This window comes from Dyella sp., assembly GCF_035277725.1.
Lineage (GTDB): Bacteria > Pseudomonadota > Gammaproteobacteria > Xanthomonadales > Rhodanobacteraceae > Dyella_B.
On record NZ_DATEJY010000044.1, the window covers coordinates 1 to 16414 of the forward strand.

Genomic DNA, 16414 nt, shown 5'->3' on the forward strand with positions numbered 1-16414 from the left:
GCCGCCAGGTACTGCGTGTGCACCACACGGCCAAAGTCATAAACCAGCGCGCCAGCAAGCAAGGCGTCGCCCTCGCGCGCTTCATGCAGCACGATCTGCCGTGGAAATCGCCCTTGAAGCAGGCGTAATTCCGCCAAGCTGTGCGTTGGCGCCACGTCGTGGCGGCTGCGCAGCACCTCCGTCAGCAAGGCATGGAAATCCGCAAAATCGCTTGACTGTTGCAAACGAATCGCCGACCGCCGCGCCTTGTTCACCGCCCGCCGGCGCCCATCGGCAAACACGAATGGCTCGCGCAACGCGATCACTGACGACACATCGCGCCGCTTCAGTCGCGCGCCGAGGCGATGCAAGGCATACAGATCTTCGTCGGCCGGGTACGCATGGAAGACATGCGGCACTGCTTTGTAGATAAGGCGTTCCGCACCCAATGCGCGATAGTGCTCGCCGATGCGCTCCAATACTTCCAGCGCCCATTCGGTGCGCACGGCGCGCGTCATGATCAAGCCGGCATAGGTAAGGCCGCCGTGGCTGCTCACCGTGCCGTTTTTGCGGCTGGCCGGAAGCACTGCCAACGCTTCGCCGTTGCGTTCCACGATCAACGAACAGTCGGTGAAACGATCGGCGTGGTAATCCATGTAGCCGCGCCGATGCAAAAAATTGCCGTTGCGCGATTGCTCGACCACGGCATCCCAGCACGCCATATCCTCCGGTGCGTAGGCTTTAAGCGTGAACATGCGCTTCACCCTCTGCATGCACCATCGCGGCTTCGGCCACGCCAAAACCGTCCACGCCCATGTCGTTGCCGTTGTAGAACATCAGCCAGGTATCATCCTGGCGAATCAACGCGGGATAGCACAGCGTGCGCGAATCCCAGCCGCTGGCCGACAAGCCCAGGCCCAACGCCTCGTCATGACGCTCCCAGCGCACGCCATCGTCACTGAAGGCCACACCGGGAAAATATTCGCCGGTGGTGTTGCCGCGTGTGAAATACATCGCGTAACGATCGTCGATGCGATAGACGCGCGGGCGGCCGATACGATATTCGCTGCCGAGCGGAAGCAGGCACACGCGATCTGCGCGCGGCATGGCCTGCAGCGACGCGGTCTCGGCATAACGGATGTGGTAGCGCGGATACGGCTGGCCGCCGATCGTTTCCCAGTCATCACCCACCGCGTACCACAGGCGCCAACGGCCGTGCTCCCACATCGCCGAATGCACCGCGGCAATGGTGCTGCGGCCCGGCGCGCGATCGAGGATGGGAGTTTCCTGCACGCGCTGAAAACTTTCGCCGCCATCGGTGGAAATCGCCAGGCCCGTAAACGCCAGAAACTTGGCCTTGGCCACGCGCTGAAAACCCACGTAGAACATATGCAGACCACCCGGCGCGTCGACCACGTCACCGAGAATCATGCCGTTGTCGTCAAAGCAACCGTCGCGGCCGATATCCAGCACCGGCTCGGGACTGACGCGCAACACCACCATCGGATCGCTCGCCCACACATCGACGTAGCCGATGCGGCTGACGCCTTGCGCATCGCGAAACCCCGCATAGACGCGGATGGTTTCCTCGTCCAGCCGATACGGCGTGGGCGTAAGCGCCGAGTGCTGCATCCAGCCGCCCACGCCCTGCCGCGCAGGCTCGAATACCAGTCCACGCTTGGTCCAGGTAAACATGGCGGTCAAAGCCTTACGTCGAGGCTGGATCGCCCAGGCAGTGCATGCGCCGGCGAACCGACGTAGACCTTGCCCGGCTCGGTGTCCCTCACCACCAGGGCGCCGGAGCCGATCACGCAATCGGCGGCGACTTTCACGCCATCGTTGAAGGTGGCGTTGACGCCGACGAAGCTGTGCTGGCCGATCTCGCAATAACCGGAAATCACTGCATGCGAAGCGACGAACACGTTATCGTGCACCACCGTGCGATGCCCCACGTGATTGCCGCTCCACAATACGCAGTTGTTGCCGATGCGCACGAACGGCTGGATCACGTTATTCTCGAAGATGAAGCTGTTTTCGCCCACCTCGGCATTGCGCCACACGAAGGCGCGTGAACTCACATAGGTGGCGCAACGGTAGCCTTTGCGCTTGGCGTCTTGATACAGGCGCGTGCGCAAGCGGTTGAGCTGGCTGGCCGGCACCGCCACGAAGGTCTCGACGTCTGCTGGCGGGTAAGTTGTTTCCAGGTCTTCGAACGCCACGATAGGCCGTTCGGCCAGGCTCGGTTGCGTGAGGTATTCACGCTCCACACTGAAGGCAACGACATCGTAGTCGCTGTCGTGCTGAAAATATTCGCAGGCGATTTGCGCAAACTCACCCGCGCCGATAAGCACTAGCGGCTTTGGCATGCGGCCACGTCCCCAAGCAGCATTGGGTTGTTTACCTCGCGCAGGAATTCGTCGTAGTTGGTGATGTAGTCGGCGGGGTCGTACAGCTGGTCAGCGAGCACCATCAGCACGCAGTCTTCGCTGAAGTCGTACATTTCGCGCCACACCATGCTTCCCAGCAACAAGCCTTGCGATGGATCGTCCAGCACCACTTCCACCGGTCCGCTGCCGTCGTCCAGCAGAAACGTCACCGAGCCGCGCACCGTTACCGCGAGCTGATTGAGATGACGGTGCGCATGCTGGCCGCGGTGCACGCGGTTTTTGGTGGCGAACAGGTAATACACGCGCCGAATCTCGAACGGCACGTTGCGATCTTTTTCCAAGGCGACGAGCATGCCGCGCTCATCGCCATGCTGCTGCAACTGGACTCGCTGGATTTGCATGAGGTGGGCCGGCTGCGGTGAGGTGATCTACGCAGTTGAGTGCCGGGTCGATTGGGAAAGGTTGCGTTGGTGCGAAGACACGCGCAGTCGTCATGACGACGTAGGTTGGGGTGCGAATCCCAACATGGTGTGCGGGTATCCGGAACGTTGGGGTTCGCACCCCAACCTACGGGGAAGAAGAAAGGAGACCACAACCTTTCCGGTTTTATTCCGCACTCACCCGCACAAACCTCCTTCAGGCACCAGTAAGTGGCTGAAGCACGGAGTCATTTCAGGCCACGGGGAGAACAATGGCGACATCCAGTGACATTGCCGGCAACACCACCGCACCAGCGCGGCCGCGCAAACTAGTGCTGGTGCATTGGCTTACAGTGTTGTGCTTGCTCGGCGCAGCCACCGCGATCCTGACTCGCGACGAAGTATCCGCCCGTGCCGCCAGGCAATGGTTGCTGGAAATCCATCGCCACTTCGGGTTGTTCGTGCTCGCCTTGTTCTTTATTCGCCTGGTGGTGCGCGCGCGCATCGGCGCGCTGCCATCGCCGGGCGATAACTCGATCATCACACGCGTGGCGGCGGCCTTGGTGCACACCGCTTTATATGTGTTGCTGCTGGTCCAGCCCTTGCTCGGCTGGGCGCTCAGCAATGCGCAGGACAAACCGGTGCATCTGTTCGGGCTGACGCTGCCTGCGCTGGTCGCTGCCGATGAAGACCGCGCCGACACGTTGCAGACCTGGCATACCAACGTGGCATGGCTGTTACTGGCGTTGATTGTCCTGCACATCCTGGCAGCGCTTTGGCATCACTTCGTGCGGCGTGATGGTTTGCTGCGCGCGATGTGGTGGCAACGCCGGCCATGACTGATTTTCCGCATCCATCACGACAAGGAGATTCCATGCACACTTCGCTGCACCGACGCACGAAGCTGCATCTTTGGTATGGGCTGGCCGCGCTGCCACTGTTCGCCGCGCAGACCGTGCATGCCGTACCCGCCTATGCGCGCCAGACCGGCAATGCCTGCGCGGACTGCCATGCCGGCGCCTACGGACCTGCACTGACGCCTTATGGCATGCGCTTCAAGATGGGCGGCTATACCGATACGGATGGCCAGGGCACCAAGATTCCGGCGGCCATCCAGCTCACCGGCACGCGCACCGTTCCTGCCAGGGGTCAAAGCAGCAATCTCCTGAGCGAGGCCGACATCTATCTGGCTGGCCGCGTGACGGACCAGATCGGCGGCTACGTCAAAATCCAGGACAACAACAACGGGCAGGACAAATTCCACACGCAATTGAGCGACGTGGACCTGCGCTTCGTGGCCAAGGATCTCAAACTCGGCGGCAAGCAGGCGCTGGTCGGCATCAGCGTCAACAACAACCCCGGCTTCAACGATCCGATCAGCGCATTGCCGGCTGCCACCAACAACGGACCGCCGACGGTATCGGGCACGCTGCTCAATCCGTCCAGCTCGAACACACTGGCGCATCGCGTGATCGGTGCAAGCCTCTATGCGTTGTATGACGACAACTGGTACGGCGAATTGGGTACGTACAGTTCGCTGCCGACGTCGATGCAGTACAACCTGGGTTATTCGCTCGGCGGCGACCCCGGCAAGCTCAGCGATACGGTGTACGCGCGCTTTGCATACATGCGCGATTTCAAGCATCAATTCGTTTCTGCCGGCCTGGTGGGATTGACCACCGAACGCCAGCTGCCACGCAGCGGCCCGAGCGAGCACGTGACCGACGTCGGCTACGATGTCACGTACCAATACCTGGGCAATCACGAGAACATCATCCAGTTCGCGTACGTCAACATCATGGAGCGCCGCCGCTATGCGACGACGCCGTTCGGCCCCGTGCCCGGCCTGGTCGCCTTGTCCAACGGCGTGGTACACGATCAAACCGCCACGCTCACCTATACCTTCAGGCAAAGCTACGGCATTTCGGTTTCCCACCTGGTGAGCACCGGCACGCACGACATCGTGCGCTTCGTGCCGTATGGCGAACCGGATACCTCGAGCAATTCGTTCACCGTGTTCTGGACGCCGTTCGGCAAGGACGACTCCTTCACGTCCATTGCCAATCTGAAGCTGGCTGCCGAGTGGTTCCGCTTCAACAAATTCAACGGCAGCAGCGACAACGTGTTTGGCGCACCACCCGGCAGTCCGGCGGTGACCAACGCGAAGGATCTCAACGCCTTCCTGCTTTTTGCCAGCGTGGCGTTTTAAGCACGTCATCTCCATAGCCGTCATTCCCGCGAAAACGGGAATGACGGCCAGACATAAATACGAACAGGAGTCGATGTAGTGAGTCAGTCAGTATTTGGACGGTTGTTGCGTGGTTCGGCTGTAGCAGGACTTCTGGTTGGTTGGATCGTAGCCTCCCCCATCGCCAAGGCCGGCGACGCCACTGCCGGCGCCGATGTATTCAAATCCGAGTGCGCCGAATGCCATAGCCCCAAGCAGGGGAAGAACAAGAAGGGCCCGAGCCTGTTTGGCATCGTGGGACGCCCCGCCGGTTCCATCACCGATTACAACTATTCGGATGCGCTCAAACAGGCGCACTGGACCTGGACCGCCGACAAGCTGCACGGCTATCTGTCGCAGCCGGCAAAGAAAGCCAACCCCGGCACCAAGATGAAGTACGACGGCCTGGATGATGCGAAGCAATTGGAAGATCTGATCACGTATCTCAGCACGCTTCACTGATGACATTCCCTTGTCCGGAGGGATCGGCTATAAGCCGGTGATGCCGTACGCGCGCTTACCTGCCTGTCTGCCAGCCTTTCGCTACCGTCGTCCTTGCTTGCGCGAGGGTGACGGTTTGGCGTTTATGGGTTGCCATGAAACACATCGCGCACCTGATCCGTCGCCCCGGCGAACGCCGGGGCCCAGCGACTTCCATCTCGCAAAGACACCAGGCCCCGGCCTTCGCCGGGGCGACGATGATGGAGGTTGTGCTTTCACCACGGTAACTTCCGTTGCCGCTCGCGCGAACGCGTAAGCATATGAATGCATCGTCCGGCGTCTTGCGTCGCCTCCCCCTCACCGCCCTCTCGGCCACCCTCGCCATCACCCCGCTGCACGCGCAGACCAACGCCTTCAGCGGCACCGTCGCGCTCAATTCGCAGTTGGTCGATCGCGGTGTGGCCATCACCCCGGTCACGCCGGTGCTGCAGGGCGCGGCATCCTGGGCCACCGCCAGTGGCTGGGTATTCGGCCTGTCTGCAGGGACGCAGGCGCGCAGGCCAAGACATGGCTCCGACGTGCTGGCGCAGGTGGATCACTACTGGCTGCTGTCCGGCGACTGGCGCATGCAGGCAGGTCTTGCCTATTACACCTATCCCGGCAACGCGAGCGCCCGGGCCTTCGATCGAGCCGAAGCCAGCGTCGGCTGGCTCTACCGCGACGTGCTCAGCTTCGGGCTATCGGCCGTCACCCTCACCCGCGGCAACAATCACCAGCCGCGCGGCGCCGCCGACGTGGATTTCCACTGGCCGCTGCCGGCGCATTTCTCGCTGACCGCCGGCGTGGGCGTGGCCCAGCCCCTGCCCGCCTGGAGTTACTCCGGTGGCGCGGCCTACGGCACGCCGGCCTATCCGGGCAGCTACTACTACACCTACCACCGCCAGCGCCCGAGTTCATACTACGGCTATGGCCAAGTAGGCCTGGCCTGGGCCTACGACGCCTGGCGGGTGGAGCTGGACCGGATCGCCACCGACCCGTCCCAGCGCCAGATGGCGGCCGCGCCGTGGGTCGCCACGATTTCCTGGTCTTTCTAGAGACGGCCTGATCTATCCACGCACCCGGCAGAGCATCCCTAGCAACCTTTCGGCGCCGAACCGGCACTTATGTCGTCAACCGACGCCATCGAACCCCATGAACGACGCCGACCTCAATACCGACGCCACTGATCGCCAGCTGCTGCAGCGTATGGCAGCCGGCGATCGTGCCGCGCTGGCCACCCTCTACCGCAACTATCACGGCCGCCTGTGCCGTTTTCTGTCGCGACAGACCCGACGCCCGGAAGTCATCGAAGAAGTGATCAACGATTGCTTCTGGATCGCCTGGCAAAAGGCCGGCGATTTCCGCGGCGACTCGCGCGTATCCACCTGGATCATGGGCATTGCCTACCGCTGCGGCCTCAAGGCGCTCAGGCAGCATGGCGAGGAGCCGGTTGAAGACAACATTCCCGAAGACCGCATTCCCGCGGACGACCCCGATGAAGATCGCATCATGCGCGACTGGCTGAGCAAAGGGCTGGAACGCCTTTCGCACGACCAGCGCGTGGTGGTCGAACTGGTGTACGGCGAAGGCCATACCCTGGACGACGTCGCCGCGATCATGCAATGCCCGGTGGGTACGGTGAAGGCACGCCTGTTCCATGCGCGCGTCAAGCTGCGCAACGTGCTGCCAGCCTTGGCCGAACGCACCGTCACTTTCAAAGAGCAAGCACCATGACGATGTTACCGAACTACTCCAGCCAGGATTGCCCGCGCGCGTGGGAAATGATGCCGTGGGTGCTGCAAGACAGCGCCACGCAGGAACAAGGCGCATGGCTGACGCACCACCTGGCGCATTGCGAAGCCTGCCGCGCTGAATTCGAACAACAGAAACGCCTGCAACAAGCCCTGTCATTACCATCGAATATCGAGGTGGATATGGAAGCCGGACTGCAGCGACTGCTTGGCCGCCTGGATGCACCGGCGGTGGAAGAACCCCAACGCGCACGCCGCAGTGGTTGGCTCACGCGTGCACTGGCCGCCGCCGTGCTGATCCAGGCCGTCGGCATCGGCGCGCTGGGCTTGAAGACCTGGTCGGCTGGCGACAGCGCCACCTATCGCACGCTGAGCCAGGAACCCGTGGCTCCCGTGACGGCTGGCGCCATCCGCGTCGTGCCCGATGCGAGCATGACGCTGGCGGACTGGAATGCCCTGCTGCATTCGCTGCAGTTGCAGGTGGTCGGTGGGCCGAACGACGTGGGCGCCTACACCGTGGCCCCCACCGCTGCCGCGGTAAGCCAGCAAAATACCTTGCAGCAATTGCGTGCCGCGCACGGCGTTCGCCTGGCGGAGCCGGTGACCGATACGCCATGAGAATCGCTGCATTCCTGCTCACTGCAGCGATGATGTGCCTGGGCATGCAGGCATCGGCTACCGATTCATCCAGCCAGGCACCGCCGGTGTCCGCGATGAACACCCAGCGCGACATCGTGCTGGCCGTTGCCAACCCGATCGACCCGCCGGCGCTGCATGCCGGTTCCAGCATGCTCGGCTACGCACCCACCGGTTATTACGGTGCCGGCCAACGCGCGGCCTCCGCACTCGGCGATTTGAAGCGGCGCTACAACCTGCACGAAGTCGCCGGTTGGCCAATCAAGGCACTGGGTGTGTATTGCGTCGTCGTGGAAACGCCCGCAGGCACCCATCGCGATGACTTGATCAAGACACTCGCCAAGGACGATCGCGTCAAGCTCGCGCAGCCGCTGCAGGACTATTCCGTCTACGCCACGGTCGCGGCGAGTACGCATCATCGCTACAACGATCCGTACGTGGGATTGCAGCGCGGCTTCGAAGAAACCGATGCCGCGCTGGCGCAAACCTTCAGCCAGGGCGACGGCGTGCATATTGCCGTGGTCGACACCGGTGCCGACACCAGGCATCCCGACCTGCAAGGACGCATCCACGATATCCATGACATGGTCAGCAACGATGCCGCCGCCTTCGATCGCGACAACCACGGCACCGAAGTCGCCGGTGTGATCGCGGCGGATGCGGACAACCATCAAGGCATCGTCGGCATCGCACCCAAAGCCGTGCTCAGCGTGTACAAGGCCTGCTGGTACGCACCCGAACCGCACCGCGGCGCGCGCTGCAATTCATTCACGCTGGCCAAGGCACTGGCAGCGGTAATCGATACCGATGCACGCATCGTCAACTTGAGCCTGGGCGGCCCGGCCGATCCCCTGCTGGATAAACTGCTGGCGCAACTGCTCAGCCAGGGCCGCATCGTAGTCGCAGCATTGCCGCCGAGCGGAAGCCTGGAAGGATTTCCGGACAACGCGCCCGGCGTGATCGTCGTGCGCTCCAGCGGCCCCGCCGCATCGCCTTCCGGCGTCATCAGCGCACCCGGCAAAGACATCCTCACCACCCAACCCGGCGGCGGCTACGACTTCACTTCCGGATCATCCATGGCCGCCGCGCACGTAAGCGGCATTGTTGCGTTGTTGCTTTCGATCTCGCCACGCCTGGATGCACACGCCGTGCACGATCTGCTGGTACAGAGCAGCAAGACCTCCAACGGTGTGGTGGAAGTAAACGCCGCCGCCGCTGTCGCGGCGCTGCATGACGCGAACAAGTCGCCACGTTGAGGCGCAAACGTAGGCTGGGATGAAATCCCAGCATCGGCAGCCATGAAAGAGCCGGGATTTTCATCCCAGCCAACGACCAGCCGTTCGAGTCGCACCGCAAACGCAGTCAGTCATCCTGCTTCTTGCAACGATCCGAATCGACAGGCTTGATCAACTCAAACTGCGTGCGCCGCCCATCCTGCTCAAGCAGAACGAAGCGGCCATTGCCTTGCGCAATGATCGGGTTGATGTCCGGCCCAAGCTCGGGCCGTGCACGATCGCGCCAGACCATGTTGTCGCCTTGAACCATCCAATAGCCGGTATATCCCGCGGGGTCGCCGATGCCGCCTGCGTTCGGCTGCACCGCATACGTGCCGTCGTCTTTCATCGTTATGCGAAACGCCAGCGCGCCTTGCCGCGACGACCAGATGCCCACGAAACGGCAAGGTATGCCGGGCTGGGGATGATCGGGTGAAGCCTGCTCCAGTGCGGGTATGCCTTGCAGAATGCCGGTGTGCGGATCCAGGCACGCGGATGCTTGGTGCTTGCACTCTTCCACGGCCTGCCCGCGATGGAAATGCACGAATCCTTTCAACGCCGGCACGACGGCAAGCGCCAGCAATCCATAGATGACGATGCGCGTACCCCATGCATACGGCCGCGGCAATTTGCGTGTCAGCGTCGCCATGTGCTGGCGTGACATGCTGCGCCTGGCCGTGTACCGGACCTGCGGCAAAAACAGATAGCGCAGCAGCACATAGAGCAACAGCACGCCAAGCACAGCACGCAACGGCCATGGGTTGGCCTGCAGGTAATCCCATAGCAGCGATGCACGCGAGCGTGGCGGCAAGGCTTTGGCTTGCGGCGCAGGCGCCGCTGCGGTGTCATGGATCGCATGGGGTGATGGGCCGAAAACACCCGGCATCAGCACTTCATCTTCTTGCGCCGGCGCGAAACCGGCGCAGCTCACCTTGCGCTGGAAAAAGCCGGTGCCCACGCCGCCATCTGGCGCACCCGTAAACACCGCCGTGCCATCGGCGAGTACCAGCATGCTTCCTTCCGATGCTTGAATGCCGATACCCGGATCGTTCAATGCCGTCGCGTTGCCGGTATCCGGATTGAACAGCTTCAGCGGTAACCAGGAGAGCGCGCAACCGTCCGGCAGCATTTGCGCCTCGCCGCCCATCTTCGTGCTGCCCGGCGGAAAGATGTAAGCCCATTGCTGCCGGCTCGCATCCCACAGCAGAGTGGGTGGTGCGCCACGTGATGCCACTTTCTTGACGTGACCGTTGATCACCACGTCATAGCCAAGGTGGCCAAATGTGGCGCTCCAATATGCCGCGGCGATACTGCTCACATCGAGCCATGCGTCGTGCTCGCTATCCCACAACCTGGCCAACGGATGCTGCCCGGCGCGTACGGGTGCGCCATACGCCATGTCCTGGTTATTCCATTCCAGGTGCTCGGCGTTCCATTGATTGGCGTGCGGGTCGTACAGGAATGCATCGGCCGCATTCGCAACCAGCGCGACATTCCCATTCGGTAAAACGCCCAATCCCACGGGTGAATCAGAGAGATGCTCAAGTGAAAAATGCCCGCAGTCGGTCCAATGCCGGTGTTCGATATCGCTGAGTTCGCAAAAGATGTCGTTGTAGCCACCCAGGCCAACATGCATCACCTGTCCGGTTTGCAGCAGAACAGCCCTTGTGTGGTTGCGGCTTTGATAGGCCAGGTCACCGGCGAAGGTCCACGTGTTGTCGCGCGGATGCCAGATGTTCGCGGTCCACTTGTTGAGATCGGTTTCGCCGATGACCATGACATCACCATCGGCCAGCGTGACCATCGCGGTGGCACTGCGCCAGATGGGTTGCCCGGACGACTGCGTACCGGCTGACGCTTGCCACCGAAAAATGCGGCGCGTTCCGAAGATCAGCATGCTGCCATCACTCGAAGGGACGAGTGTCGGTGGATAGACCAGGTCATTCTGCTGATCAGGCTTGGCCGTGCCGGCGGGACGCCAGTTACCGCCGAACTTGTCCCATAGCAAAGCCCAGTCGATGGGATAAGGAGAAAACTCGCTGGTTCCGCCCACCAGCAACACATTTCCGTTCGGCAGCTTCACCATCGCTTGATGGCTTGCCGCGCGTGGCAATGGGCTGCCGATGGACCAACGGTTGCTGGCTGGATCCCACAACTCGACCGAGCTGAGGGCACGTCCGTCAGGGCCGATGCCGCCTGCAACCATGACCCTGCCATCGTCGAGCAGCGCCGCCGTGTGTGCATAGCGGGCCGTATTCAAAGACGGCAAGACAGACCACGTACGCAACAACGGGTCCCAGAGTTCGACCGAACCCATGGCGTTGCCGTCGCGATCCATGCCGCCTACGACCAGTACCGCGCCATTCCCCAACAAGGTAGCCGTATGCCTGGCGCGCGCCACATGCAGCGATGGAAGGCGTGCCACTGACTTGCCATCGTAGCGCTCGACACTATCCAGCACGGGTTCGCCCGCAGCCGACAAGGCTGGATCGCTTTCACCAGCCACGAATAGAACGCTGCCATCCTGCATGAGCGTTGCGCTATGAAAGATGCGCGGAACGTTCAGCGGCAGGGCCGCCTCCCAATTCTCCGCGGTGCTGTTCCACAACCACAGGTGGGTGTATCCATCCGCAGACAATCCGCCGGTGTTTCCGAATACCTGCACATCGCAAAAGCCGCCGGCAATCAGAACGTTGCCATTCGCCAACACCGTGGCGGTATGCAGATATCTCGCCCCGGCACAGTCCGGCAAGAGCGGAATTTTCGTCCAACCCTTCCGTTCCGGTTCCCACACTAACGGCGCCCATGCGCTATTGACGCGAAAGGCATAGCCGTAGCCTTGCTTCCAGCGGTTGCGCAACGTGACTGCCGGCTTCCCTCCTTCATCGCGCAGGCCGTATCCGATGGGATCGAAACCGAAGACCAGCACCTTGCCGCCAGCAAGCGGCGCCATGGTGGCGCCGGCTATCTCCGTGGGATAAGCGCCGATGTTGTGCAACACGCCAGCGGGTTCCGTCTGCGCGGGTGCTTGCACGCTGATCAACGTTGGCACGCCGGGCAGCGTATTCCCGGCTTGAGCGATGCCGGAGAAGTTCAAGAGCAACAACCAGGCGATGGTCTTGATGATCCGATGCGTTACCGGAAATTCCATTTTGATTGTCATCCGCATAGTCAGTGGAGATCCATGCAGGCACAAAGACGCCTTGCGTTAGCCGCAAATCCGCCTGCCCGCCCCTTCAACGGCACTTGAATGCGCACTCCAGATAGCTTTCGCGTAGCTGACGGGATTTTCGTGTACGGACGCCCGATCAAACGCATGCCGTCGCTTTCGGCACAGCCAGCTCGCCATCGCACGCCAGATAGGCGGCGACTTCCAAGAAGTCCCCTTCCGCCACGTCATTGCCCCCTGTTGGCCCCGCTCGATTCTACAACCCGGCCGCCTATTTCACATTCAAAGAAAAACAAGTCCCGCCGATACTTCTTTTACAAAGGAGCGAATCGATTGCAGGAGGCGCCTGACCGTCGGAGCAAGCATGAAACGCCGTATCACTTTCACCATCAAGCACAAGCTCATCATCGGCTTGTCGTTCTGCGCATTGATCATGGTAACGATCGGTTGCGCGGGCATTTACGGGCAAAAGCAGATCAACCAGGATGTAGCCGACATTTACCAGGGCGACGTCCAGCCGCTTCTTTATATCAGCCACGTGCGCAACGGCATCAACCAGAATCTGGTTGAGTTGAACAAGCTGTTGCTTTCGCATGACGGCAAGAGCATTGCGGCGTTCAAGGCGTCCATGGCGCAGAACAATACCGACATGGATCGGGCGTGGAATACCTACTATCCGTTGATCGACAGCCCGCGCGAGCGTAGCGCCGCGGATGTGGTGGCCGCCTCCCGCAAGCTGATCGACCAAGTGACTGCCAACGCGCTGAGCGATATGGCGCAAGGCAAATTCGATACCGACGTGTTCGCCAGCGGCGGCGCGTATGAGAAAGCATTCAACACCGCAATGGTCAACGCGGATGTGCTTTACCAGGAAAACAAAGCCCAGGCGGAAGACTCGTTCAACCATGCAGAAGCATCCTTCCATCGCATCTTGCTGACCACCGTGGGCATCATCGCGGCTGGGTTCCTGGTGATTTTGAGCCTGCTGGTGGTGATGATCCGCGCCATCTCCAAGCCGCTTGACCACGCCGTGCAATTGGCCGACACGATTGCCGCTGGCCATCTCAATCACGGCATTCAGGTTGACCGCAGCGACGAAGTGGGCCGCCTGCTGCTTGGCTTGCAACGCATGGACGAACAGTTCACGCGTATCGTGAAAGAAGTGCGCCATGGCGCGGCATCCGTCGCGACGGCGTCCAACCAGATTGCGCAAGGCAACGACGACCTTTCGCATCGCACGCAAGAGCAGGCTTCCAGCCTGGAAGAAACTGCCGCATCCATGGAGGAAATGAATGCGACAGTGCGCCAGAACGCGGAAAACGCGAGCCAGGCGTCGCAGTTGGTGAAAGGCGCGTTGGAACAGGCTGAGCATGGCGGCAAGGTCGTGAGCGAAGCCGTGCATGCCATGAGCGAAATCGAAGCGGCCAGCAAGCGCATTGCGGAAATCTCCAGCCTGATCGACGAGATCGCCTTCCAGACCAACCTGCTGGCGCTCAACGCCGCCGTGGAAGCCGCACGTGCCGGCGAGGAAGGACGCGGTTTCGCCGTGGTGGCCGGCGAGGTACGCACGCTGGCGCAGCGTTCGGCCAGCGCAGCGCGCGAGATCAAGCTGTTGATCAACGAATCATCCGAGAAAGTGCATGCCGGCACCTCGCTGGTCAGCGCCTCCGGCGACGCGTTGCGGCACATCCTGGATCGCACGCGCAAAGCCACGGATGTCGTCGCGGAGATCGCCGCAGCCAGTCACGAACAGGCGGCCGGCGTGGATCAGGTCAACACCACCGTCACCGCGCTGGACGACATGACGCAACGCAACGCCGCATTGGTGGAAGAAGCCGCCGCAGCCAGCCGCGCAATGCAAGAGCAAGCCACCGAGCTGATGCAGCACGTCAACTTCTTCCGCATCAACGGTGCCGAGAATGAAGAGGTCGCGCACGCCAGGCCGCAGTCACGCCGCGTTGGGCATGTGGCATCATCAGCCAGGCCGGCATTGCGGGTCGTGGGCGCTTGAAGGGGACCTATGAAATACCAAGGCGCGTGGTTGCTTGCGTGCACGCTGTTGATAACCACGCAAGCCCACGCGGATGATGCGGATAACGCCAACGGTACAGTGCCGGCCTACGATCGGCCGGCCTTCGGCTTCGGCACCACTGCCCTGCCCCTGGGCGGTTTTGCGATCGAACAAGGCCTGCCGGATTGGAACCTGGCGCATCAGGATGGCGTGCGCACCAGTCAGTTCATGACCGACAGCCTGCTCCGCATCGGCTTGGGCAATGGCCTGGAATTGCAGGCGGGCAGCACGCCCTTCAATTGGCTCACGTCCAGCGAAGGCCATGCATCGCAACGCGTGACCGGACGCGGCGATACCCTGCTCAGCCTGAAAATCGCGCCGCCACCGTTCAATGCACAATGGAGCGGCGCACTGCTGGCTACGGTGGAGTTACCCGACGGCGCCGACGCCCTGCGCTTGCCGCAACGCCAATACACCCTGGGCGTGACGCTGGCGCAGCAATTGGATGAGCGCCATACGCTAGGTTATTTCGCGCAATGGCAACGCATGGGTACGCATGGCACGTATCAGCTTGCCGGCAACTATGGCTATACCTTGAATAAAGCCTGGGCCGTATACGGCGAGCTGGTGGCACTGCATCAACAAGCGCGCACCGGTGGCTTGATCGGCGCCGGCGTGACCTATCTGCCCAACGTGCGTCTGCAATGGGATCTGTCCTTCGACCGCGGTTTCGTCGGCACGGCTCCGGCGTGGATGGCCGGCTTCGGCGTGGCGTTCTATTTCGGCTTGTAGGTTGGGGTGCGAACCCCAACAGGATGCACGCCGAACGACGTTGGGGTTCGCACCCCAACCTACGACTCAACCCCGAAATATCGCCATGCAAACCACCGCATTGTTCGCCGCATGCAACGCGATCGGCGCCGCCAGAAGCTGATCGGCCCGTAGGTTCCGGGCGGGGGCGGAAGGGGTGGCGTGCAGGTCGTCATTCCGGCGGGCGGAAAATCCTCAAGTTCGGAACGTTGGCGCCCAAAGAGGCCCCGGAAAAACAGGCGCGGTCCCTGCACCGGCGTCGCTCTTTGTAGGCCGGGATGAAATCCCAGCGCGTCCGCGTCGCGCTGGGTACAACGTAGGTTGGGGTGCGAACCCCAACATCGTGATGGATGCGGCCGTGGCAAATGTTGGGGTTCGCACCCCAACCTACAAAGGTCAATGACGCCGGCGTCAGCGCGCAATGCCGAATCCGGCGAATACCCCCGCTGCATCAGGCAAAAACCCGCCAACTTATGGCATTCCTCAATCCCCCGCATCAGCAGTACCTTTGCCACCTGCCGCCCCCACAAACCATGAAGAGGCCCCCATGCTTACGTTGACCATCAACGGCCAAGAGCACTCCTTCGACGGCCCGCCCGACATGCCCCTGCTCTGGTATCTGCGCGATACGCTCGGCTACACGGGCACCAAGTTCGGTTGCGGCATGGCCTTGTGCGGTGCCTGCACCGTGCATCTGGAAGGCACCGCCGTACGCGCCTGCGTCACGCCAGTAGTAGCCGCTGCGGGCAAGCAGGTCACCACCATCGAAGGCTTGTCGCCGGATGGCAGCCATCCGGTGCAGCAGGCGTGGATGAAACTCAACGTGGCGCAATGCGGTTACTGCCAGGCCGGGCAGATCATGCAGGCGTCGTCGTTGCTTAAAAGCAATCCGCATCCCAGCGATGCCGATATCGATGCGGCCATGTCCGGCAATATCTGCCGCTGCGGCACGTACACGCGTATTCGCGATGCCATCAAGCTCGCCGCCGGCGAAGGGAGTGCAGCATGAGCCACGACAGCCTGCACATCTGCAACGAAAGCCGCCGCGCGTTCCTGCTTGGTTTCGGCGCCGGCAGCCTGCTGCTGGCATTTGGCCTGCCCACGCTCGCGCGCGCAGCGGAAACCAGCCCCAAGAAGAAATACGGTGGCGAAGCGACCGACCACGGGCTGCGCGACGATCCGCATTTGTTCGTCGAGATCGCGCCGGACGGCACGGTGACGGTGGTATGCATCCGCTCCGAAATGGGCCAGGGCGTGCGCACCAGTGTGGC

The 16414-nt window shown here is 62.0% G+C and carries 16 protein-coding genes; 11 read left to right on the plus strand and 5 right to left on the minus strand.

Features of this window, described 5'->3' with window-relative positions; all coding sequences use genetic code 11:
- The 4 genes from VJR68_RS03660 to VJR68_RS03675 form a co-directional block, all read right to left on the minus strand.
- The coding region (locus VJR68_RS03660) for a GNAT family N-acetyltransferase (RefSeq protein WP_324146196.1) at nucleotides 1-734 on the minus strand (734 nt) is incomplete at its 3' end.
- Complete coding sequence (locus tag VJR68_RS03665; RefSeq protein WP_324146197.1) at nucleotides 721-1674, minus strand: hypothetical protein; 954 nt, start codon at nucleotides 1672-1674, stop codon at nucleotides 721-723. The genes VJR68_RS03665 and VJR68_RS03660, both read right to left, overlap by 14 nt.
- Before the next feature lie 5 nt (nucleotides 1675-1679).
- The gene (locus VJR68_RS03670; RefSeq protein WP_324146198.1) at nucleotides 1680-2345 is read right to left on the minus strand and encodes an acetyltransferase; all 666 of its coding nucleotides are present in this window, start codon (nucleotides 2343-2345) and stop codon (nucleotides 1680-1682) included.
- Nucleotides 2330-2767, minus strand: coding sequence for an FdtA/QdtA family cupin domain-containing protein (locus VJR68_RS03675; RefSeq protein WP_324146199.1), 438 nt, complete (start codon nucleotides 2765-2767; stop codon nucleotides 2330-2332). The genes VJR68_RS03670 and VJR68_RS03675 overlap by 16 nt, the downstream gene beginning before the upstream one ends.
- Before the next feature lie 290 nt (nucleotides 2768-3057).
- On the opposite strand from VJR68_RS03675, the gene VJR68_RS03680 reads away from it, so the two are divergent.
- From VJR68_RS03680 to VJR68_RS03710, 7 genes are all read left to right on the plus strand, one after another.
- Nucleotides 3058-3624 (plus strand): cytochrome b, encoded by a 567-nt coding sequence (locus VJR68_RS03680; RefSeq protein WP_324146200.1) that lies wholly within the window; start codon nucleotides 3058-3060, stop codon nucleotides 3622-3624.
- Nucleotides 3625-3659: 35 nt separating this feature from the next.
- On the plus strand, nucleotides 3660-4994 hold the full coding sequence (locus VJR68_RS03685; RefSeq protein ID WP_324146201.1) for a cytochrome C: 1335 nt from the start codon (nucleotides 3660-3662) through the stop codon (nucleotides 4992-4994).
- A gap of 78 nt (nucleotides 4995-5072) precedes the next feature.
- The gene (locus VJR68_RS03690) at nucleotides 5073-5474 is read left to right on the plus strand and encodes a c-type cytochrome (protein WP_324146202.1); all 402 of its coding nucleotides are present in this window, start codon (nucleotides 5073-5075) and stop codon (nucleotides 5472-5474) included.
- A 299-nt stretch (nucleotides 5475-5773) separates the two neighbouring features.
- A complete protein-coding gene (locus tag VJR68_RS03695; protein ID WP_324146203.1) occupies nucleotides 5774-6547 on the plus strand; it encodes a hypothetical protein in 774 nt (257 codons plus the stop codon).
- Nucleotides 6548-6644: 97 nt separating this feature from the next.
- Nucleotides 6645-7226, plus strand: a complete 582-nt coding sequence (locus VJR68_RS03700) for an RNA polymerase sigma factor (protein WP_324146204.1) — start codon at nucleotides 6645-6647, stop codon at nucleotides 7224-7226.
- Nucleotides 7223-7861 carry a zf-HC2 domain-containing protein gene (locus VJR68_RS03705; RefSeq protein WP_324146205.1) on the plus strand — a complete coding sequence of 213 codons (639 nt, stop codon included), beginning with the start codon at nucleotides 7223-7225 and terminating at the stop codon, nucleotides 7859-7861. Before VJR68_RS03700 ends, VJR68_RS03705 begins: the two co-directional genes overlap by 4 nt.
- A complete protein-coding gene (locus tag VJR68_RS03710; RefSeq protein WP_324146206.1) occupies nucleotides 7858-9135 on the plus strand; it encodes a S8 family serine peptidase in 1278 nt (425 codons plus the stop codon). Before VJR68_RS03705 ends, VJR68_RS03710 begins: the two co-directional genes overlap by 4 nt.
- 106 nt (nucleotides 9136-9241) lie before the next feature.
- Here VJR68_RS03710 and VJR68_RS03715 read toward each other — a convergent pair whose 3' ends face one another.
- A complete protein-coding gene (locus VJR68_RS03715; protein ID WP_324146207.1) occupies nucleotides 9242-12304 on the minus strand; it encodes a Kelch repeat-containing protein in 3063 nt (1020 codons plus the stop codon).
- A 382-nt stretch (nucleotides 12305-12686) separates the two neighbouring features.
- On the opposite strand from VJR68_RS03715, the gene VJR68_RS03720 reads away from it, so the two are divergent.
- From VJR68_RS03720 to VJR68_RS03735, 4 genes are all read left to right on the plus strand, one after another.
- Nucleotides 12687-14333 carry a methyl-accepting chemotaxis protein gene (locus VJR68_RS03720; RefSeq protein WP_324146208.1) on the plus strand — a complete coding sequence of 549 codons (1647 nt, stop codon included), beginning with the start codon at nucleotides 12687-12689 and terminating at the stop codon, nucleotides 14331-14333.
- 9 nt (nucleotides 14334-14342) lie between these two features.
- The gene (locus VJR68_RS03725; protein WP_324146209.1) at nucleotides 14343-15125 is read left to right on the plus strand and encodes a transporter; all 783 of its coding nucleotides are present in this window, start codon (nucleotides 14343-14345) and stop codon (nucleotides 15123-15125) included.
- Nucleotides 15126-15690: 565 nt separating this feature from the next.
- Nucleotides 15691-16152, plus strand: coding sequence for a (2Fe-2S)-binding protein (locus VJR68_RS03730; RefSeq protein ID WP_324146210.1), 462 nt, complete (start codon nucleotides 15691-15693; stop codon nucleotides 16150-16152).
- Nucleotides 16149-16414 (plus strand): hypothetical protein (locus VJR68_RS03735; protein ID WP_414647730.1); only part of this gene is annotated, 266 nt, incomplete at its 3' end. The genes VJR68_RS03730 and VJR68_RS03735, both read left to right, overlap by 4 nt.